The 19140-nt window shown below is 61.4% G+C and carries 17 protein-coding genes; 6 read left to right on the plus strand and 11 right to left on the minus strand.

Annotation, left to right across the window (positions count from 1 at the left end; genetic code table 11):
• Positions 1-116 precede the first annotated feature (116 nt).
• Genes lpdA through AC1RO5_RS04360 form a run of 4 tightly spaced genes read right to left on the minus strand, consistent with a single transcriptional unit; the run spans position 117 to position 5073 of the window.
• Positions 117-1499, minus strand: a complete 1383-nt coding sequence (gene lpdA, locus AC1RO5_RS04345; RefSeq protein ID WP_493173052.1) for a dihydrolipoyl dehydrogenase — start codon at positions 1497-1499, stop codon at positions 117-119.
• Positions 1500-1502: 3 nt separating this feature from the next.
• Positions 1503-2777, minus strand: a complete 1275-nt coding sequence (locus tag AC1RO5_RS04350) for a dihydrolipoamide acetyltransferase family protein (RefSeq protein ID WP_493173054.1) — start codon at positions 2775-2777, stop codon at positions 1503-1505.
• Complete coding sequence (locus AC1RO5_RS04355; protein ID WP_493173056.1) at positions 2778-3836, minus strand: alpha-ketoacid dehydrogenase subunit beta; 1059 nt, start codon at positions 3834-3836, stop codon at positions 2778-2780.
• Between the two features lies 1 nt (position 3837).
• On the minus strand, positions 3838-5073 hold the full coding sequence (locus AC1RO5_RS04360) for a 3-methyl-2-oxobutanoate dehydrogenase (2-methylpropanoyl-transferring) subunit alpha (protein ID WP_493173058.1): 1236 nt from the start codon (positions 5071-5073) through the stop codon (positions 3838-3840).
• Between the two features lie 185 nt (positions 5074-5258).
• Between AC1RO5_RS04360 and bkdR the strand changes: the two genes are divergently transcribed.
• Complete coding sequence (bkdR, locus tag AC1RO5_RS04365; RefSeq protein WP_017339472.1) at positions 5259-5747, plus strand: Bkd operon transcriptional regulator BkdR; 489 nt, start codon at positions 5259-5261, stop codon at positions 5745-5747.
• A gap of 121 nt (positions 5748-5868) precedes the next feature.
• On the opposite strand, the gene AC1RO5_RS04370 is transcribed toward bkdR, so the two are convergent.
• Positions 5869-6732, minus strand: a complete 864-nt coding sequence (locus AC1RO5_RS04370) for an MBL fold metallo-hydrolase (RefSeq protein ID WP_493173060.1) — start codon at positions 6730-6732, stop codon at positions 5869-5871.
• Between the two features lie 163 nt (positions 6733-6895).
• Here AC1RO5_RS04370 and AC1RO5_RS04375 point away from each other — a divergent pair, with 163 nt between their 5' ends.
• From AC1RO5_RS04375 to nahK, 4 genes are all read left to right on the plus strand, one after another.
• Positions 6896-7702, plus strand: a complete 807-nt coding sequence (locus AC1RO5_RS04375) for a sulfite exporter TauE/SafE family protein (protein WP_493173062.1) — start codon at positions 6896-6898, stop codon at positions 7700-7702.
• Positions 7703-7910: 208 nt separating this feature from the next.
• Positions 7911-9095: a porin gene (locus tag AC1RO5_RS04380; protein ID WP_493173064.1), complete on the plus strand. Its 1185-nt coding sequence runs from the start codon at positions 7911-7913 to the stop codon at positions 9093-9095.
• Positions 9096-9345: 250 nt separating this feature from the next.
• Positions 9346-10509 carry a nitric oxide-sensing protein NosP gene (gene nosP / locus AC1RO5_RS04385; RefSeq protein WP_019579408.1) on the plus strand — a complete coding sequence of 388 codons (1164 nt, stop codon included), beginning with the start codon at positions 9346-9348 and terminating at the stop codon, positions 10507-10509.
• On the plus strand, positions 10439-13075 hold the full coding sequence (gene nahK, locus AC1RO5_RS04390; protein WP_493173066.1) for a hybrid sensor histidine kinase/response regulator NahK/ErcS': 2637 nt from the start codon (positions 10439-10441) through the stop codon (positions 13073-13075). The genes nosP and nahK overlap by 71 nt, the downstream gene beginning before the upstream one ends.
• A 126-nt stretch (positions 13076-13201) precedes the next feature.
• Here the strand turns inward: nahK and AC1RO5_RS04395 are convergent, their stop codons facing one another.
• The 6 genes from AC1RO5_RS04395 to AC1RO5_RS04420 form a co-directional block, all read right to left on the minus strand.
• Positions 13202-13867: a response regulator gene (locus tag AC1RO5_RS04395; RefSeq protein WP_493173068.1), complete on the minus strand. Its 666-nt coding sequence runs from the start codon at positions 13865-13867 to the stop codon at positions 13202-13204.
• A gap of 57 nt (positions 13868-13924) precedes the next feature.
• Positions 13925-14482, minus strand: coding sequence for a PQQ-dependent catabolism-associated CXXCW motif protein (locus AC1RO5_RS04400; protein WP_493173070.1), 558 nt, complete (start codon positions 14480-14482; stop codon positions 13925-13927).
• A gap of 237 nt (positions 14483-14719) precedes the next feature.
• A complete protein-coding gene (locus AC1RO5_RS04405; protein ID WP_096480057.1) occupies positions 14720-15511 on the minus strand; it encodes an ABC transporter permease in 792 nt (263 codons plus the stop codon).
• Positions 15508-16251, minus strand: coding sequence for an ABC transporter ATP-binding protein (locus tag AC1RO5_RS04410; protein WP_493173072.1), 744 nt, complete (start codon positions 16249-16251; stop codon positions 15508-15510). Before AC1RO5_RS04410 ends, AC1RO5_RS04405 begins: the two co-directional genes overlap by 4 nt.
• Positions 16248-17207 carry a YVTN family beta-propeller repeat protein gene (locus AC1RO5_RS04415; RefSeq protein WP_258668754.1) on the minus strand — a complete coding sequence of 320 codons (960 nt, stop codon included), beginning with the start codon at positions 17205-17207 and terminating at the stop codon, positions 16248-16250. The genes AC1RO5_RS04410 and AC1RO5_RS04415 overlap by 4 nt, the downstream gene beginning before the upstream one ends.
• 33 nt (positions 17208-17240) lie before the next feature.
• Positions 17241-18425 carry an ABC transporter substrate-binding protein gene (locus AC1RO5_RS04420; RefSeq protein WP_493173075.1) on the minus strand — a complete coding sequence of 395 codons (1185 nt, stop codon included), beginning with the start codon at positions 18423-18425 and terminating at the stop codon, positions 17241-17243.
• A gap of 252 nt (positions 18426-18677) precedes the next feature.
• Here AC1RO5_RS04420 and pedF point away from each other — a divergent pair, with 252 nt between their 5' ends.
• The gene (pedF, locus tag AC1RO5_RS04425) at positions 18678-19139 is read left to right on the plus strand and encodes a cytochrome c-550 PedF (protein ID WP_007937645.1); all 462 of its coding nucleotides are present in this window, start codon (positions 18678-18680) and stop codon (positions 19137-19139) included.
• Position 19140 lies beyond the last annotated feature (1 nt).

Raw genomic sequence — 19140 nt, forward strand, 5'->3', positions numbered from 1 at the left:
TCGCACTGATCGTTCCCACGCTCTGCGTGGGAATGCCTCAATGGACGCTCTGCGTCCGCTTCTGGGACGCGGAGCGTCCCGGGCTGCGTTCCCACGCAGAGCGTGGGAACGATCAGTTAGAGATGCAGCGCGTGACCGAGGGCACGTAGCGCTGCTTCTTGCACCGCCTCGCCGAGCGTCGGATGCGCGTGGATGGTGCCGGCGATGTCTTCCAGCCGCGCGCCCATTTCCAGGCTTTGACCGAACGCCGTCGACAACTCCGATACACCGACACCAACCGCCTGCCAGCCAACAATCAGATGATTGTCGCGCCGTGCCACAACCCGCACGAAGCCGCTTTTCGACTCCAGCGTCATCGCCCGGCCATTGGCAGCGAACGGGAAGCTCGACACGATGCAGTCCAGCCCCGCAGCCTTGGCCTCATCCGGGGTCTTGCCAACCACCACCAGTTCCGGGTCAGTGAAGCACACGGCGGCGATGGCGGTCGGGTTGAACTCGCGGTGTTTGCCGCTGATCAGTTCGGCAACCATCTCGCCCTGAGCCATGGCCCGGTGGGCGAGCATCGGTTCGCCGCTGAGGTCGCCGATGGCATAGACGTTGCGCATGCTGGTCTGGCAACGGTTGTCGATCTTGATCGCCGAACCGTTCATGTCCAGGTTCAAGGCTTCGAGGTTCCAGCCCTGGGTGTTGGGTTTGCGACCGACGGCCACCAGCACCTGATCGGTTGCAAGATTCAGGATGTCGCCGTTCGGGTCACGAACTTGTAGAGAATTTATTTGTGAATCAAAGCCTTCAACGCTGTGCTTCAAGTAAAGCTTCATGTCGAGTTGTTTGAGTGCTTCGTGCACCGGATGGGTCAGTTCGGCATCGTAAGCCGGCAGAATACGATCCTGCGCCTCGACCACGCTGACTTCGGCGCCGAGTTTGCGATAGGCAATCCCCAGCTCCAGGCCAATGTAACCGCCACCGACCACGACCAGCCGTTTCGGCACGCTTGTCGGCGCCAGGGCTTCAGTGGAGGAGATGATCGGCCCGCCAATCGGCAGCATTGGCAGGTTGACGCTTGTCGAACCGGTGGCCAGCACCAGGTGCTCGCACTGAATCCGCGTGTCGCCGACTGTAACGGTTTTGCCGTCGATCACTTTCGCCCAGCCGTGGATGACCTGGACCTTGTGCTTCTTTAATAGTGCCGAGACGCCGGTGGTCAGGCGATCAACGATGCCGTCCTTCCACTCGACGCTTTTGCCGATGTCCAGGGTCGGCGCCGATACGCTGATGCCCAGCGCCGAGTATTGGCTGTGGTGCTGTGTCTGATGGAACTGTTCGGCGACGTGGATCAGCGCCTTCGATGGGATGCAGCCGATGTTCAGGCAGGTGCCGCCCAACGATTGGCCTTCCACCAGAATGGTCGAAATGCCCAATTGACCGGCACGGATCGCCGTCACATAACCGCCAGGGCCGCCGCCGATGATCAGCAGCGTGGTGTTCAGAGTTTGCATTTCTTACTCCACAAACAGCGTTGCGGGTTGTTCGAGCAAGCCACGAATGGCCTGGATGAAGAGCGCCGCGTCCATGCCATCGACCACGCGGTGATCGAAGGAACTGGAAAGGTTCATCATCTTGCGGATCACGATCTGGCCTTTGATCACCATTGGCCGTTCGACGATCTTGTTCACGCCGACGATCGCCACTTCCGGCAGGTTCAGCACTGGCGTGCTGACGATGCCGCCCAGGGCGCCGAGGCTGGTCAGGGTGATGGTCGAGCCGGACAGCTCATCGCGGCTGGCCTTGCCAGTGCGCGCGGCAGTTGCCAGGCGGGAGATTTCCGCGGCGTTGTCCCACAGGCTGCGGGCTTCGGCGTGACGCACCACCGGCACCATCAAACCGATGTCGGCTTGCGTGGCGACGCCCACATGCACCGCGCCGAGACGGGTGATGACCTGGGCTTCGTCGTCGTAACGGGCGTTGATCTGCGGGAAGTCGCGCAGGGCCACGACCAAGGCACGCACGAGGAACGGCAGCAACGTCAGTTTGCCGCGGGTCGCACCGTGTTTTTCGTTCAGGTGTGCACGTAGCTCTTCGACGGCCGTGACGTCGATTTCTTCGACGTAACTGAAGTGGGCGGCACGCTGGGTGGCGTCCTGCATGCGTTGGGCGATCTTGCGGCGCATGCCGATCACCGGGATTTGCTGTTCGTCGTTACGCTGGGCGTAAGCGGCAGTGGCGGTCGATGCGTTCGACTGACCTTGAGCCAGATAGACTTCGAGGTCTTCGTGCAGAATCCGCCCGGCAGGGCCGCTGCCACGCACCAGACGCAATTGAATGCCGAGGTCCAGCGCATGCTTGCGCACGGCCGGGGAGGCCAGCGGACGTTCATCGGCTTCACGCGCGACCATCGGGCCTTGGCAAACAGCAGCCGGACGCGGCGCTGCTGCAGCCGGTTTGCTTTCTACGACGGCTTCAACTTTCGGCGCCGCCACCGGTGCTTCTTTAATAGCAGCCGCTGGCGCAGTCGATTCCTTAACGTTGCCCGCGCCTTCGACTTCAATGCTGATCAGCACACTGCCGACCGCCATGACTTCGCCGGGCTGGCCACCGAGCGCAATCACCTTGCCGTGCACCGGGGATGGAATATCGACCATCGCCTTGTCGGTCATCACATCGGCGAGTACCTGATCTTCGACGACCATGTCGCCGACCTTGACGTGCCACACCGACAGTTCAACTTCTGCAATGCCTTCGCCAATGTCCGGCATTTTAATAACGTGCGTGCCCATTCAGACCTCCATAACCCGATGCAAAGCCGCGCCCACACGGGACGGACCAGGGAAATACGCCCACTCTTGCGCGTGCGGGTAGGGAGTGTCCCAACCGGTGACGCGTTCGATCGGCGCTTCCAGGTAGTGGAAGCAATGCTCTTGCACCAGCGCGGCCAGTTCGGCGCCAAAACCACAGGTGCGGGTCGCTTCGTGAACGATCACGCAACGCCCGGTTTTCTTCACCGATTTGACGATGGTTTCCAGGTCCAGCGGCCACAGGCTGCGCAGGTCAATGACCTCGGCGTCGACGCCGCTTTCTTCAGCGGCGACTTGCGAGACGTAGACGGTGGTGCCGTAAGTGAGCACGGTCACGTCCTTGCCCGGACGCGCGATGGCGGCGACGTCCAGCGGCACGGTGTAGTAGCCGTCCGGCACTTGCGCGGCGGGGTGTTTCGACCACGGGGTTACCGGGCGGTCGTGGTGGCCGTCGAACGGGCCGTTGTACAGGCGTTTTGGCTCGAGGAAGATCACCGGGTCATCGTTTTCGATGGAGGCGATCAGCAGGCCTTTGGCGTCGTAAGGGTTGGACGGCATAACGGTGCGCAAACCGCAGACCTGGGTGAACATCGCTTCGATGCTCTGGCTGTGGGTCTGGCCGCCATAGATGCCGCCGCCGCAGGGCATGCGCAGGGTCATCGGCGCGGTGAACTCGCCGGCCGAGCGATAGCGCAAGCGCGCCGCTTCGGAAATGATCTGGTCCGATGCCGGGTACACGTAGTCGGCGAACTGGATCTCGGCCACCGGCCGCAAACCGTATGCACCCATGCCCACGGCGACGCCGACGATGCCGCTTTCGGAGATCGGCGCATCGAATACGCGGGAGGTGCCGTACTTGGTCTGCAGGCCTTCGGTGCAACGGAACACGCCACCGAAATAGCCAACGTCCTGGCCGAACACCACGACGTTGTCGTCACGCTCAAGCATCACATCCATGGCCGAGCGCAGGGCCTGGATCATGGTCATGGTGGTCGTGGTCATGGCGGTTTCCAACTGAATATTATTGTTGTGATCGTTCATGTCAGATCCCCAACTCCTGACGCTGGCGCTTCAAGTGCTCCGGCATCTCTTTGTAGACGTCTTCGAACATGGTCGCGGCGCTCGGAATCTGGCCGCCGGCGAGGGTGCCGTACTGCTCGGCTTCTTTCTGCGCGGCGATCACTTCGGCTTCCAGTTCGGCGCTGACGGCGGCGTGCTCCTCTTCGGACCACTGGCCGATTTTGATCAGGTGCTGCTTGAGGCGCGCAATCGGGTCGCCCAACGGGAAGTAGCTCCAGTCGTCGGCAGGACGGTATTTGGAAGGGTCATCGGAGGTCGAGTGCGGGCCGGCGCGGTAGGTGACCCATTCGATCATGGTCGGTCCGAGGTTGCGGCGCGCGCGTTCGGCGGCCCAGGTGGAAGCGGCGTAGACCGCGATGAAATCGTTGCCATCGACCCGCAGGGAGGCGATGCCGCAACCAACGCCGCGTCCGGCAAAGGTGGTGGCTTCACCGCCGGCAATCGCCTGGAAGGTCGAGATCGCCCACTGGTTGTTGACCACGTTGAGGATCACCGGCGCACGGTAGACGTGGGCGAAGGTGAGGGCGGTGTGGAAGTCCGCTTCAGCGGTGGCGCCGTCGCCGATCCAGGCCGAGGCGATTTTGGTGTCGCCTTTGATCGCCGAGGCCATGCCCCAGCCTACGCCCTGGACGAATTGAGTGGCGAGGTTGCCGGAAATGGTGAAGAAACCGGCGTCCTTGACTGAGTACATGATTGGCAGCTGACGGCCCTTGAGCGGATCGCGCTCGTTGGACAACAGTTGGCAGATCAGGTCCACCAGCGGCACTTCGCGCGCCATCAGAATGCTTTGCTGACGGTAGGTGGGGAAGCACATGTCGTCGATGTTCAAGGCTAGGGCCTGGGCGCTGCCGATGGCTTCTTCGCCAAGGCTTTGCATGTAGAACGACATTTTTTTCTGACGCTGGGCGACCACCATGCGGTTGTCGAAAATCCGCGTCTTGAGCATGGCGCGCATGCCTTTACGCAGGATCTCGACGGGGACGCCTTCAGCCCATGGGCCGAGGGCATTGCCCTGGTCGTCGAGCACCCGAATCAGGCCTTTGGCCAGATCGGCGGTGTCGGCGGGTTCTACGTCAATTGGGGGTTTGCGCACCAAGCCTGCGTCGGTCAGACGCAGGTAGGAGAAGTCGGTTTTGCACCCTGGGCGGCCCGAAGGTTCGGGAACGTGCAGGCGCAGCGGTTCGTACGCTTGGTTCATGGCTTCTACGCTCGATCTTGTGAATTTCTTGTAGTGAGCTGGCAGTCATTCTTCGGTAAAAGAATTCTTGTCCTACAACAATCATAGGCCTGGCCAAGAAGAATATTTCTCTCTGTTTCGTTGCGCTGGAGATCATTTGAGGATAAAAAATCTGCATAAACATAAAAAACAGGTGGTTTTGTCTCATGCGCAAACTGGACCGTACCGACATCGGCATTCTCAACAGCCTTCAGGAGAACGCGCGCATCACCAACGCCGACCTCGCACGCTCGGTGAACCTGTCGCCAACGCCGTGCTTCAATCGGGTCAAGGCGATGGAAGAATTAGGGCTGATTCGCGAGCAGGTGACGCTGCTGGATGCCGACCTGCTGGGGTTGCATGTGAATGTGTTCATTCACGTCAGCCTGGAGAAGCAGGTGGAAGAGGCGCTGCAGCATTTCGAAGAGGCGATTTCGGATCGCCCTGAAGTGATGGAATGCTATTTGATGGCCGGCGACCCGGACTATCTGATCCGCGTGTTGGTGCCGACCATCCAGTCGCTGGAGCGCTTCATGATGGACTTTCTGACCAAGGTGCCGGGAGTGGCGAACATTCGTTCGAGCTTTGCGCTCAAGCAGGTCAGGTACAAAACGGCGCTGCCGTTGCCGGCGAATGGGTTGACCCTGGCCAACTGATCGTTCCCACGCTCCGCGTGGGAATGCCGCCAGGGACGCTCCGCGTTCCGCTTCCGGATGTGACGCAGAGCGTCACGGGATGCATTCCCACGCGGAGCGTGGGAACGATCGATGGCGTGGGTCAGAGTTGGTTCAGGGGGATTTTCAGGTAGGTCACGCCATTATCTTCCGCCGGTGGCAAATTCCCCGCCCGCACATTCACCTGAATCGCCGGCAGCAACAGCGTCGGCATGCACAAACTGGCGTCACGCTGGGTGCGCATCGCGACGAAGGAGGCTTCGTCGACGCCGTCGTGAATATGGATATTGCTTTTGCGCTGCTCGCCGACCGTACTCTGGCATTGCGGGGCGCGGCCCTCGGGCGGGTAATCGTGGCAGACGAAGAGGCGCACGCTGGAGGGGAAGGCCAGCAGTTTGCGGATCGAGGCAAACATCTGATTGGCGTTGCCGCCGGGGAAGTCGCAGCGCGCGGTGCCGACGTCCGGCATGAACAACGTGTCGCCCACCAGAATCACATCGCCGTCGATCAAATAAGCCATGTCTGCCGGGGTATGCCCTGGCACATGCAGGGCCGTGGCCTTGAGGTTGCCGATGCGGAATGACTCGTCCGGCGCGAACAGGTGATCGAACTGCGAACCGTCGACCCTGAATCCCGGTTCAAGATTGAACAGCGTCTTGAACACGCCCTGAACCTGGCTGATCGACTGACCAATCGCAATCTTGCCCCCCAGTTCCTGACGCAGGTACGGCGCGGCCGACAGGTGGTCGGCATGCGCATGGGTTTCCAGCAGCCATTGCACCTGCAACTGGTGTTGGCGAACGAAGTCGATGATCTTGTCGGCCTGGACGGTCGAAGTACGCCCGGCGGCGGCGTTGTAATCGAGCACCGGGTCGACAATCGCGCATTGCCCGCCATCGTGCTCGTAGATCACGTAGCTGTAGGTCTTGGATGCGGGGTCGAGGAAGGCTTCAATCAAGGCGAGCATGGTGGCCGTTTCTTCTTGGACAGGTCTTGAGGGTAGTTTCATTTTCCCTGCATTGACCAGCCCCGCATCCATTCAGTTGATGAAAAAAACTGTGCGGGCTCTATCCTGTCACTCAATCGATACCGGGCGTACCCGGCCTTTTTTCGCGGATCATGAGTGTTTTATGTTGTTGGCAAGTTTTTTTGGCCTGGTCATGGGCCTGGTGCTCGGCTTGACCGGAGCCGGTGGCGGTATTCTTGCGGTGCCGGCCCTGGTGCTTGGGCTGGGTTTGACCATGACTCAGGCGGCGCCCGTCGCTTTGTTTGCGGTGGGCAGTGCGGCGGCGGTCGGTGCGATCGATGGTTTGCGCCATGGGCTGGTGCGCTATCGCGCGGCGTTGTTGATTGCTTTGCTCGGCGCGGTGTTTTCGCCGGTGGGCATCTACTTCGCGCATCAGTTACCGGAAAAGATCCTGATGATTCTGTTCAGCCTGCTGATGGTCATGGTGGCCTGGCGGATGCTGCGCCCGGAAAAGCTCGACGCCGGCCCGAGCGATCACGGCCACGCCAACTGGGGCCAGAAGAACTGCATGCTCGATCAGCAGACCGGGCGTTTTTCCTGGACCGCCAAATGCACCGCGACCCTCGCCGCACTCGGCGCGGTCACCGGTGTGGTCTCGGGGTTGCTCGGGGTCGGTGGCGGTTTTCTGATAGTGCCTGCGTTCAAACAACTGACCGATGTGCAGATGCGCGGCATCGTCGCCACGTCGTTGATGGTGATTAGCCTGATCTCGATCATCGGGGTGATTGGCGCGTTTCACGCCGGGGTGCGGATCGATGGTTTGGGCGTGTCGTTCATCGTCGCCAGCATCGTCGGAATGATCCTCGGCCGAAAACTCTGCGCACGGGTGCCGGCCCGAGGGCTGCAGATGGGCTTTGCCAGCGTCTGTGTGGTGATCGCCGTTTACATGCTGTTTAGAGCGCTCGCCTAGCGGCCACCAGTTCCTGTGGACGCCAGTCGGGTCCACAGGCTTACGTCCTAAGTTCCGTGCCTGGCCGACGGGCGGTCTTACACCGAATTTGCCGCGCGCTACCGGCCAGCCCAAAGCACCTGACAACCGCCCCCAAGGCAGCGTATGACGCCGCCTGTCCGCTTTCGATAATCGCCTCCGACATCAAGTCCCCGTAGCGGAGCGCGTCATGCACAACAATAAGAATTTCAAGCATCGTTTCTTGCCGGCTTTCATCGTTAGTCTGTCATCCCTGGGCCTGAGCTCAATGGCCCAGGCCGAGATCATGCTGTACGACAAGGACCAGACCACATTCTCCACCGATGGCTACATCAACGCCTTCTACGTCAACAGCAACGTGGACCGGGCCGGCGAACAGTACGACCGGAGACAGGCGCGGGTGAAGATGGGGTTCCTGCCCAATTACCTGGGCTTCAACATGGGCAAGCAGGTCGATGACCTCAAACTCGGCGCCCGGGCTTCGTTCTGGGTGACCATCAATGACAGCGAAACCAACGGCACCGACACCGCCATCGACGTGCGGCAGTTCTATGGCACGGTGGCCAACCCGGAGTGGGGCGAGGTGCTGATCGGCAAGGACTTCGGCCTGTTTGCCCGCTCCAACATCCTGCTCGACGAACTGCTCGCCGGCTACGGTCAGGTCAGCGATACGTTGGGCCTGGTGGACGGCGGCGGGGTGTCGTTCGGCAACATCGGCAGCGGCTATCCGTACCCGTTCCCGACGTCGCAGATTACCTATCGCACCCCAATGATGGACGGCTTGCGGGTCGCGGTGGGGATCATGGACCCGGTCGACACCAACGACAGCAGCGCAACCGGCAAGGCCTACCAGAAGAACCCGCGTACCGAGAGCGAGATCACCTATCAGTTCGACCTCGGCGGAGCGAAGATTTACAGCTGGCTCAACGGCAGCTACCAGACCTCGGACAACACCGACTCCAACGTCGAGTCCGTCACTTCCAAAGGTGTCGGTTACGGTGTGCAGGCGAAGATGGGCGGGCTGTCGCTGACCGGCTCCGGTTTCCAGGCCAAAGGCATTAACCCGTTCTTCACCAACAATGCCGGTGAACCGACCCTGCGCAATGTCGACAGCAACGGTTACCTGTTGCAGGGCTCCTACAAACTGGGCAAGAACCGCCTGGCCTTGTCTTACGGCAAGACCAAGGACGACGGTAACGGCGTGGTCGGCAGCGGCGCTGATTACGAAACCCGGGGCGTTGCGCTGTTCCATGACGTCAACGACAACCTCAAGCTGGTGGCCGAGTACAACCAGTTCGAAATCAACGGCCACGACACCAGCGCCCAGAATGAAAACACTGATACGTTTGCGGTGGGGGCGGTGTTGACCTGGTAACCCCGTAGCCCGCACAACGCAGATCTTCTGTAGGAGCGAGGCTTGCCCGCGAAGAGGCCGTCACATTCAACATCAATGTCGGCTGATACACCGCTTTCGCGGGCAAGCCTCGCTCCTACATGGGAATGTGGTGTTTTGTAGATACTGTCCGTCCTCTCATCCCATCGAACCACCCACCCGCTACCCAAGTAGCATTCGTCGCCGCCCGCAGGCTTCGTACACTCGAGCCTCATACAGGCGAGGGGCGACGATGCAGCAGGTTCAGAGCGACGGTGTGGTCAGTGCCATGTCCCAGGCCATCGATGCCCAGCAAGCGGCGCAGGATCTGGCGCGGCAACTCTTGCACCCCCATTTGGGCTTCGTGCTGTTCTTCTGTTCCGCGGAGTACGACTTGCAGGCGCTGGGGCAGGCGTTGCAGCAGAGCTTCGGCGGCATTCGCCTGGTGGGTTGCACCAGTGCCGGCGAAATCACCCCCCAAGGTTATGGCCGCAGCTGCGTGACAGCGGTGGGTTTCGATCATCGGCACTTTTCCATCGCCATCGAACTGATCGACGAGATGGAGCATTTCAGCCTGATCGATGCCCAGCAAATGGTCGAGCGCCTGGTCAGTGGTTGTCGCAGCAATACCCTGGCGCCGATCAAGGGCAACAGCTTTGCCCTGACCCTGCTCGATGGCTTGTCCAGCCGTGAAGAAATGGTGCTCGCTGCTTTGAGCGCGGCGTTGGGCGACATTCCGCATTTCGGCGGCTCGGCCGGCGACGACAATTACCTGACTCACACCCATGTGTATTTCGGCGGCGAGTTTCACAGCGGCGCGGCGGTGGTGGTGCTGGTCAATACCTGGCTGGACTTTGAAGTCTTCACCACCCACCACATCCTGCCCAGGGCCGAAAAACTGGTGGTCACCGCTGCCGACAGCACTTCGCGCCGGGTATTCGAACTCAACGCCGAACCGGCCGCCGAGGAGTACGCCCGGCATATCGGCGTGGCGGTGGCCGACCTCGATTACCGGACCTTTGCCGCGCACCCGTTGGCGGTGCGGATCAACGATCAGTATTACGTGCGGGCGATCCAGCAGGTTCATCCAGACCTGAGCCTGAGTTTCTACTGTGCGGTGGAAAACGGCATCGTCCTCACCGTCATGAAACCCGGCCCCATGCTGCCCAATCTGCAAGGCCTGTTCGAGGGTTTGCGCGAGCGTCTCGGGGACTTGTTGCTGACCATCGGCTGCGACTGTTTTCTCCGGCGCCTGGAACTGGAAGACGCCGGCAGTCTCGAGCAGATCGGCGCGTTTTTGCGGGACCAGCGGGTGATGGGTTTCAACACCTACGGAGAACAGTTCAATGGCATGCACATCAACCAGACCTTCACCGGGGTTGCCATTGCCCGAGGACGCGCCCCTGGACAGCGCTGACCTTCAGGCGCAGATCGCCAGCCTGCGGCACGAAAACCAAAAATTGCAGCGCATCAATGACGCGCTGATCGAACGCATCGAGTCCGGCATCACCCGGGGCAACGACCCGTATGCGGCGTTCCAGCATTCGGTGGTGCTGGCCGAACAGGTGCGTGAGCGCACCGACGCCCTGAACCAAGCCATGGCCGAACTCAAGGCCGGCAATCATTTGCTCAGCGAAGCGCGGCTACGGGCCGAAACCGCCCATCAACACTTGATCGACGCCATCGAAAGCATCTCCGACGCCTTTGTGCTGTTCGACGCCGAGCAGCGGATCGTGCTGTTCAACAGCCGCTTCAAGGCGTTTTGGGGTGACAGCCGGGTACGGATCAACGCGGGCATGCGCCTGAGTGAGGTCAAACGGTTGATGACTTCTACCGGGCTGTTCAGTGAAGAACCCCGGTCGCATGTCGACGAAAGCCTGCTCTATCGCCTGCACAATGGCCGTTGGCTGCAAGTCAGCGAGCGGCCGACCCAGGAAGGCGGGCGGGTGATCCTGTTCACCGACATTACCGACGTCAAACTCAGCGAAACCCTGCGCCGCGAGCAGGCCGTGGCGCAAAAGTCGCACCTGTTGCAACGGGCGGTCGACAACCTGTCCCAAGGGGTGGCGATGGTCAACGCCGAGGGCATTCTGGAACTGTGGAACCGACGCTTCCTGGAACTCAGCGGCCTGGCCCCGGTGGCGGCTCATCGACCGTTCGCTGAAGTGATCGCTGACAGCGAACTGAACCTGCTGACCCCGGCCAGTCGCGATGCCAACGGGCGGTACGTGCAGGAATGCGAGCAGCGCCTCTACGATGGCCGGGTCCTGGAAATCCGCACCCATCCGTTGCCCACCGGCGGCTTCGTCAACACCTTCACCGACATCACCGAACGCTACCAGCACGCCGAAGCCCTCAGCGAAAGCGAGCGCTGGATTCGCTTGATCACTGACCACGTGCCGGCGCTGATCGCCTACCTGAATGCCGATCTGGTCTATGAGTTCACCAACAAAGTCTACGAAGAATGGTACTGCTGGCCCCGGGGCGTAATGCTCGGGCAGAGCCTGCGCGAAGTGCACAGCGAGCAGCACTATCAGCGCCTTGAGGCCTATGTGGCCCGAGCTCTGGCCGGCGAGAGCGTGACGTTCGAGTTTGCTGAAACCAACATCAACAATCAGGAACGCTACATGCTGCGCTCCTACGTGCCCAATCGCCTGGCCAGCGGAGAAGTGGTGGGGATTTTCGTGTTGATCCGCGACATCACCGAGCGCCGCCGCACCGCCGAGGCGCTGCATCAGGCCTATCAGAACCTTGAGTTGCGGGTACGCGAACGCACCACCGAACTGACCACCCTCAATGACCAATTGCTGCGCGAAATCGACGAGCGTCGCCGCGTGGAATCACGCTTGCGCGAGGCCAAGCTCGAGGCCGAGCAGGCCAACCTGTCGAAGACCAAATTTCTCGCTGCCGTCAGCCACGACCTGCTGCAACCGCTCAACGCCGCGCGGCTGTTTACCAGCGCGTTGCTGGAGCGCCGGGAACCGCTGGCCAACGAGAATTTGGTGCGCAATGTCAGCAATTCCCTGGAAGACGTGGAAAACCTGCTGGGCACACTGGTGGACATTTCCAAACTGGATGCCGGGGTGATCAAGGCCGACATTGCGCCGTTCGCCCTCAGCGAATTGCTGGAAAACCTCGCCGCCGAATACACCCAAGTGGCGCGCAGCGAAGGCCTCGAGCTGCATTTCATCCCGTGTTCGGCGCTGGTGCGCAGCGACATTCAGTTGCTCGCGCGGATTCTGCGCAACCTGCTGAGCAACGCCATTCGCTATACCTACAGCGGGCGGGTGGTGCTCGGTTGCCGGCGCCATCACCAGCGGCTGACCATCGAAGTCTGGGACAGCGGCATGGGCATTGCCGAAAACCGTCTGGAGGAGATTTTCCAGGAGTTCAAACGCGGTGACGTACAGCGTCCGGATCAGGATCGCGGCTTGGGGCTGGGCCTGGCGATCGTCGAGAAAATTGCGCGTATTCTCGGCCACCGGATTCACGTGCGTTCATGGCCGGGCAAGGGCTCGATGTTCTCCGTCGAAGTGCCATTGAGCGCCACGGCGCCGAAGGCGTTGCCAAGTTTGTTGATGAGTGAACCGATGCTCGAACGCCTGCGCGGTGCGCGGGTGTGGGTGCTGGACAACGACGCGGCGATCTGTGCCGGGATGCGCACCTTGCTCGAAGGTTGGGGTTGCCGAGTGGTCACGGCGCTGTCGGAGGAGGACCTGGCGCGGCAAGTGGACAATTATCACGCCGAAGCCGACCTGTTGATCGCCGACTATCACCTGGATGACGAGCAGAACGGTGTCGATGCCGTGGCCCGCATCAACGCCCGTCGCGCCTCGGCGATCCCGGCGATGATGATCACCGCCAACTACAGCAATGAGCTCAAACAACAGATCCGCGAACTGGGCCACACCCTGATGCACAAACCGGTGCGGCCGATGAAGCTCAAGACGGCGATGAGTCATTTGCTGAATTCATCCAGATAGAGTGATCGTTCCCACGCTCTGCGTGGGAATGCCTCACCGGACGCTCTGCGTCCGCTCTTTGGGACGCGGAGCGTCCCTGGCTGCATTCCCACGCGGAGCGTGGGAACGATCGACAGAACCGGGCAGTTACCGCCGCAAATACGACCCGAAATCAATATCCCCGGCACTCAATATCGCCTGCACCCGGTTGTGTACATTGAGTTTGCGCAAGATCGCCGAGACATGGGCCTTGACCGTGGTTTCGGCGATTTCCAGGGTGTAGGCGATCTGTTTGTTCGATTCGCCCTTGGTCATACGCTCAAGCACCAGCAGCTGTTTGCGGGTCAGCGCCTGGAGCAGCTCCGGCGGGAAGCTCGGGGTCTCGCTCATGCGCCGGCTGGCACCGCTCTTTTGCGTGCGGATGATGTCCGGCGGCAGGTACACATTGCCATTGAGAATCTGCTGGATGGCTTCGGTCATCTGGATGCGTGGCGAGGACTTGGTGATGAACCCCACCGCGCCATAGGTGATGGCTTGCAGCACGATCTGCTTGTCCTGTTCGGCCGAGACGATCACCACCGGAATGGTCGGCGCCTCGTTGCGCAGGTTGATCAGGCCATTGAGGCCATGCATGCCGGGCATGTTCAGGTCGAGCAGGATCAGGTCCAGGTCATCGTGCTCCTGGGTCAGGGCCAGGGCGCTGTCGAGGTCGGCGGTTTCCATGACCTCGCTGCCGGGGAAACCGTCGCTGATGACGTTATGAATGGCTTCGCGAAACAGCGGGTGATCGTCGGCAATCAGAATTTTGTACATGGCCTTTCACCTCATTATTTTTTTTCAGGGTGTGGCAACAACACGCAAGCGCTCAAGTCAGGGAAAAGGCTCGGGCTTTGCCTGCGTCACGGGCAGATTCGCCGCTTGCCAGGCATCCAGTCCGTCGCGGTACCAATACAGTGTTTTATAGCCCATGGAAGCAGCGCGTTTTACCGCGTTCCAGCTCAACCAGCAATCGGAGCGGCAGTAAAAGACCAACGGTCGGGCCTGGTCGCCCGCTGTCAATTGCTGCAAGTAGCGCGCGAAATATGCCTGCCAGGACGGTGTCAGGTCACCGTCCCCGGTATTGGCCAACCAATGGCTGCCGGGCAGGTTTTCGTGGGGCTGGTCTTCGATGAAACGGCCCTGTAGCCATTGCCGGCGGTAGACGTCGATCAGCACCGGCCGGGGCGTCTGCTTGAGCAGGTCTTGCAGGGCGGGCGTGTCGATGATGTTCGCGCCCTGGAGCTGAGTCGGGGTCGGGCTGCGGTACAGGCCGATGCGATAACCGTCGGCGGAGAACAGCGCCGTTTCGGCCTGTGCGGCGCCCAGCAACAGGCTCAGCGACAGCGCAGCGAGAGAAGGGCGCAACAGAACACGTCGGGCACGCGGCATAGGGGTCAGTCCTTATAGTTATGAACCCATTACATGCCAGTAGCGATGCGTTGTGAATGCGACGATAGACAGGTAAACCAGTACCAAAGTAGTAATTTGCCCTGGTTTGCCGGGTGCTGATCGTTCCCACGCGCAGCAAAGGAATGCCTCACCGGACGCTCTGCGTCCGCTCTTGGGACGCGGAGCGTCCCTGGCTGCATTCCCACGCAGAGCGTGGGAACGATCCGGATAGTGTTGTCAGCCGGTTTTGCGCAAGGCGGCGTGTTGCGGGTTGAAGGTGAGCACGGCGAGCAGGGCGAACACCAGCGTCAGCCCCGCGCACACCGCCAGCGCCAACGGGTTGAAGCGTTCGTACAGCGCGAATCGCACCAGCTCCACCGCATGGGTGAACGGGTTCAAGGCGCACAGCCAATACAGCCACTCGCTGGAGTCGCGCATTTTCCACAGCGGATACAGCGCCGACGACAGGAAAAACAGCGGGAAGATCACGAAATTCATCACCCCGGCAAAGTTCTCCAGTTGGCGAATCGCATTGGACAGCAACAGGCCCAGCGCACTGAGCATCAACGCCACCAGCAGCAACGCCGGCAACGCCAGCAACAGGCCCATGGCCGGCGGTTGCACGCCGTACAGCCAGGCAATCGCGAGGAAGGCGTACACCTGCAACAACGAAATCAGCGACGTCGCCAGCAATTTGCTGCACAGCAGAAAGGTCCGGGGCAGGGGGCTGGTCAGCAGCACGCGCATGCTGCCCATCTCCCGGTCATACACCATCGACAACGAACCTTGCATGCCGTTGAACAGCAGGATCATGCAGGCCAGGCCCGGGATGATGTAAACCTCATAGGGAATGTAGGTGTCGTAGGGCTCGATGATGGCGATGCCCAGTGCCGCGCGGAAACCGGCGGCGAACACAAGCAGCCACAGCAACGGCCGCACCAGCGCACTGAGAAACCGCGTGCGCTGCAACACGAAGCGCAGCCATTCGCGCAGCACGATGCCGCTGAAACATTGCCAGTAAGCGTTCATCGGATGACTGCTCCTGAAGGGGCCAAAGTGGTCAGGCGGGCGAAGGCCGAATCGAGGTCGCCGCCATGTTCCAGGCTCAGCGCATCAGCTAGTCCGCTGGCGACCAAATGGCCTTGATGCAGGATCAGCAAGTCATCGCTGGGTTGCACTTCATCCAGCAAATGAGTGGTCCAGAGCACGCTGATGGTTTGCTCGCGGCACAGGCTGCGGATGTGCTGGTTAAGCGCCAGGCGGCTGGCCGGGTCGAGGCCGACGCTGGCCTCGTCAAGCAACAGCAGGCGCGGTTCGTGCAGCAACGCGCGGGCGATTTCCACCCGCCGGCGATGGCCGCCATTGAGTTCGCGGACCCGCTCGCGACGGCGCTCGGTCAGCGCCTGACGCGCCAGTTCTGCGTCGACCCGCAGCCCGGTCTGGCGTCGGGACAGACCATGCAGCGCGGCGTGATAACGCAGGTTCTGCTCGACGCTGAGGTCCAGATCCAGCGTGCTTTGCTGAAACACCACCCCTAATTGCTTGAGCGCCGGGCGTGCCGCGTTGCGCAAGGAGCAGCCGCCGACCCGGATATCACCGCGTTGCAGATCATAGAGGCGGGTGAGCAGGGCGATCAGGGTTGATTTGCCCGCGCCATTCGGCCCAAGCAATGCCGCAAAACGCCCCGGTGCCAGGCTGAAACTCACCTGGCGCAAGGCCTCGCGCGGGCCGTAGGCGAAACTCAGGTCGCTGACCTCAAGGGCGTTCATGGCGTGACCACCACGCCCCATGGATAGCGCCCGACCTTCACCGATTTGCTCACCTTGAGGGTGTCGACATCGATCACCGACACGTCGCCACTGACGCCATTGGTGGCCAGCAATTGCCGTTGATCCGGGGTGAACGCCATCTGCCAGACCCGTCGGCCCACCAGCAGGTAATCAACAATCTCGAAGGTCTTGGCGTCGATCACCGCCACATGGTTGGCCGGGCCGAGGGCGACGAAGCCGTACTTGCCGTCGGCGCTGAGTTTGATGCCGACAGGCTGGACTTTGTCCGGGTGCACGCCTTTGATCTGGAAGCTCAGGGTCTTGAGGATCTTGCGGCTGGCAACGTCGAGAATCGTCACCGTGCCGCCGATTTCCGCCGAGGCCCAGAGCTGCGAACCATCGGGATTGAACTCGACGAAACGCGGCCGCTGATCCACCAGCGTATTGTCGGCCAGGGTCTGGGTGCCGGTGTCGATCCAGTGCAGCATGTTGGTGGTTTCACTGGTGTTCACCGCCCACTTGCCATCGGGGCTGACGGCCATGCCTTCGGGCTCGACGCCAACGTTGATCTGCCCGAGCACCTTGGAGGTTTCGGTGTCGATCACCGTCACCAGCGCATCGTCTTCGTTGGAGACATACAACCAGCGATTGTTGGGGTGCAGGGCGAATTGTTCAGGGTCTTTGCCCGAGGGCAGTTCCTTGATGATCTTGCGGGTGGCGACGTCCATTACCTGGACCCGGTCCGAATCGCTCGCGCAGATGTACAGCAGCTTGTTGTCGTGGGACAGCAACAGGCCGCGCGGGCGCTGGCCGACGGGCAGGGTTTCGGTGACCTGCAGGGTCTGCATGTCGATCAGGCTCAGGCTGTTGTCCTTTTCGTTGGAGACCCAGGCAGTGCTGGCCGCCGCATGCCCGGCGGCGAGCAGTAGAGCGCATGAAAGCAGGGTGCGGCGCATGGCAGATTCCTTGTTGTTGTGGTGGTAGGGCTTTCAGGGAAAGCGGCAGCTGACCTCGGCTTTGTCGTAACCCAGGCTGTCCATTTCGTTGAAGGGGTGCAGGAAACCGTCTTGCGGCGAGGTGCTGACCAGCGCCCGGGGCTGCACGATGGGGATCGGCTGGCGCAACTGACCGTTCCACGGCCGATAACTGAGCTTTCGGCCCTTGAAGCCGTCCAGCGGCAATTGCTCGCTGATTTCAAGCGTACGAATCGCCATGGCATCGACCTGGCGCAATTTTCCCACCGCGCTGGCGATGCTGCGCACCGCCATCCATGCGGCGAAATCTCGGTCGTTCATCCAGCGCCCGGCCAGGGCTTCGAAGCGTTTTTGCAACTGCGCGGCACCATAGGTTTCCACGGTCTTGTGCCAGCCTACCGGGGTCAGGCCCTGGGTGCCGGCGACCGGGCGTGGGTACCAGGTCTGGTAGGGCACATACTCGCCGAAGTCGCCGCGTTCATCGGCGACCAGCACCACGTCGTATTCGGCGGTTTGGGTGAACAGCGGCATGTCGGCTTGAGCGCTGCGCCGTTGATCGTTATCGAAGCTCCAGGCTTTCTCCGCCACCAGTTGCAGGCCGAAGCGTTTCGCCCCCCGGCGCAGGGCGGCGGCGTAGGCTTGATCGTCGGCGGTCGGGCCGACGATCAGCAGCGCCCGTTGCCATTTGCGCAGCACCAGAAATTGCGCGAGTGCATCGGCCAGCATCGCCCGGCTTGGCAGACTGTGCAGCACGTTCGGCAGGCAATCGGTAGTGCGCAGGCTGTCATCGGGGCTGCCGGCATTGAACAGCAGGCTGTCGGGTAGCACGGCGCTGAGTCGGCGCAGGGTTTCCACTGGCGCATTCACCACAAACAGGCGCAGGCCCTGTTCGTGTTGGGCTTTGGCCGCTTCGATCAGCGCATCCGGATTGTCGACGCTGGCGCTGACCAGGCTGTAGCTGTGATTGAGGAAACGCCCGGTACTGTTGCTGTCGATGATCGCCAGTTCCGCGCCACGCAGGCCGGCATCGGTTGGCTCGGGAATGACGTTTGACAGCAACGGCCCGGGATCGGGGCGATACCCCAGATAGCCGATCCGCACCTGCAACGGTGCATCCGCCGCCTGACTATGGGTCGCCAGCCCGGCGGCGCAGGCAATCGCCAGCAGGTAGATCAAGGCATAAGGGGCGAGCTGGCGCATAAGGCACTCCATCACAGGTAGCGCCAGCATAGGAACCCAGGACGGGTGGGGAAATATGCAGAAAGTATCGATGGGCCAGTACCAAGGTAGTAACGGCGTGCGAAACGTACCTGGGTGGTTCACCACAAGCCCTACTACCAAGGAAGTAGGCCGCGGCCACCAAAGCAGCATAGGGTCGGCGCGACGGGATTCCTAAGATGGCTGCCATAGCCTCTGTAAAGAGGTTTTGCGTGCAATCTTGAGGGCATAACAATGACAACAAAACGCAACGCCTTGCTCGTTGCCGGACTGCTGGCCGGCTTCATCAGCGCAGGTTCCGTCTGGGCCCACGGCAACGTGGTACCCCAGGCCGTCGAAACCAAGGGACTGACCCCGATCAAGGATGCCGGCGTGCAGGTCAATGCCGATGGTTGGGCGGCGGTGAACCCGTATCGTTCTTCTCCAGAACACGATAAAGCGTTGGAGATCGGTTCTTCGGCCTACAACCAGAATTGCGCGGCCTGTCATGGCCTCGAAGCCAAGTCCGGCGGCATTGCCCCTGACTTGCGCATGCTCGATGTCGGCGAGGCTGGTGATGAGTGGTTCGTCGAACGGGTGCGTAATGGTGCCGTGCGTGATGGCCGGGTGTACATGCCGAAGATGGCCGACTACTTGAGCCAGGAAGCCTTGTGGGCGGTACGCACCTACCTGGATAGCGTGCACGTCGAGGAGTGAC

The sequence above is a fragment of the Pseudomonas sp. GW822-FHT02G04 genome (assembly GCF_058802085.1).

What these genes read in the sequence shown, in the direction of transcription:
- lpdA (WP_493173052.1), bottom strand. Translation starts at nt 1,499, where the DNA reads ATGCAAACTCTGAACACCACGCTGCTGATCATCGGCGGCGGCCCTGGC.
- AC1RO5_RS04350 (WP_493173054.1), bottom strand. Translation starts at nt 2,777, where the DNA reads ATGGGCACGCACGTTATTAAAATGCCGGACATTGGCGAAGGCATTGCA.
- AC1RO5_RS04355 (WP_493173056.1), bottom strand. Translation starts at nt 3,836, where the DNA reads ATGAACGATCACAACAATAATATTCAGTTGGAAACCGCCATGACCACG.
- AC1RO5_RS04360 (WP_493173058.1), bottom strand. Translation starts at nt 5,073, where the DNA reads ATGAACCAAGCGTACGAACCGCTGCGCCTGCACGTTCCCGAACCTTCG.
- bkdR (WP_017339472.1), top strand. Translation starts at nt 5,259, where the DNA reads ATGCGCAAACTGGACCGTACCGACATCGGCATTCTCAACAGCCTTCAG.
- AC1RO5_RS04370 (WP_493173060.1), bottom strand. Translation starts at nt 6,732, where the DNA reads ATGCTCGCCTTGATTGAAGCCTTCCTCGACCCCGCATCCAAGACCTAC.
- AC1RO5_RS04375 (WP_493173062.1), top strand. Translation starts at nt 6,896, where the DNA reads ATGTTGTTGGCAAGTTTTTTTGGCCTGGTCATGGGCCTGGTGCTCGGC.
- AC1RO5_RS04380 (WP_493173064.1), top strand. Translation starts at nt 7,911, where the DNA reads ATGCACAACAATAAGAATTTCAAGCATCGTTTCTTGCCGGCTTTCATC.
- nosP (WP_019579408.1), top strand. Translation starts at nt 9,346, where the DNA reads ATGCAGCAGGTTCAGAGCGACGGTGTGGTCAGTGCCATGTCCCAGGCC.
- nahK (WP_493173066.1), top strand. Translation starts at nt 10,439, where the DNA reads ATGGCATGCACATCAACCAGACCTTCACCGGGGTTGCCATTGCCCGAG.
- AC1RO5_RS04395 (WP_493173068.1), bottom strand. Translation starts at nt 13,867, where the DNA reads ATGTACAAAATTCTGATTGCCGACGATCACCCGCTGTTTCGCGAAGCC.
- AC1RO5_RS04400 (WP_493173070.1), bottom strand. Translation starts at nt 14,482, where the DNA reads ATGCCGCGTGCCCGACGTGTTCTGTTGCGCCCTTCTCTCGCTGCGCTG.
- AC1RO5_RS04405 (WP_096480057.1), bottom strand. Translation starts at nt 15,511, where the DNA reads ATGAACGCTTACTGGCAATGTTTCAGCGGCATCGTGCTGCGCGAATGG.
- AC1RO5_RS04410 (WP_493173072.1), bottom strand. Translation starts at nt 16,251, where the DNA reads ATGAACGCCCTTGAGGTCAGCGACCTGAGTTTCGCCTACGGCCCGCGC.
- AC1RO5_RS04415 (WP_258668754.1), bottom strand. Translation starts at nt 17,207, where the DNA reads ATGCGCCGCACCCTGCTTTCATGCGCTCTACTGCTCGCCGCCGGGCAT.
- AC1RO5_RS04420 (WP_493173075.1), bottom strand. Translation starts at nt 18,425, where the DNA reads ATGCGCCAGCTCGCCCCTTATGCCTTGATCTACCTGCTGGCGATTGCC.
- pedF (WP_007937645.1), top strand. Translation starts at nt 18,678, where the DNA reads ATGACAACAAAACGCAACGCCTTGCTCGTTGCCGGACTGCTGGCCGGC.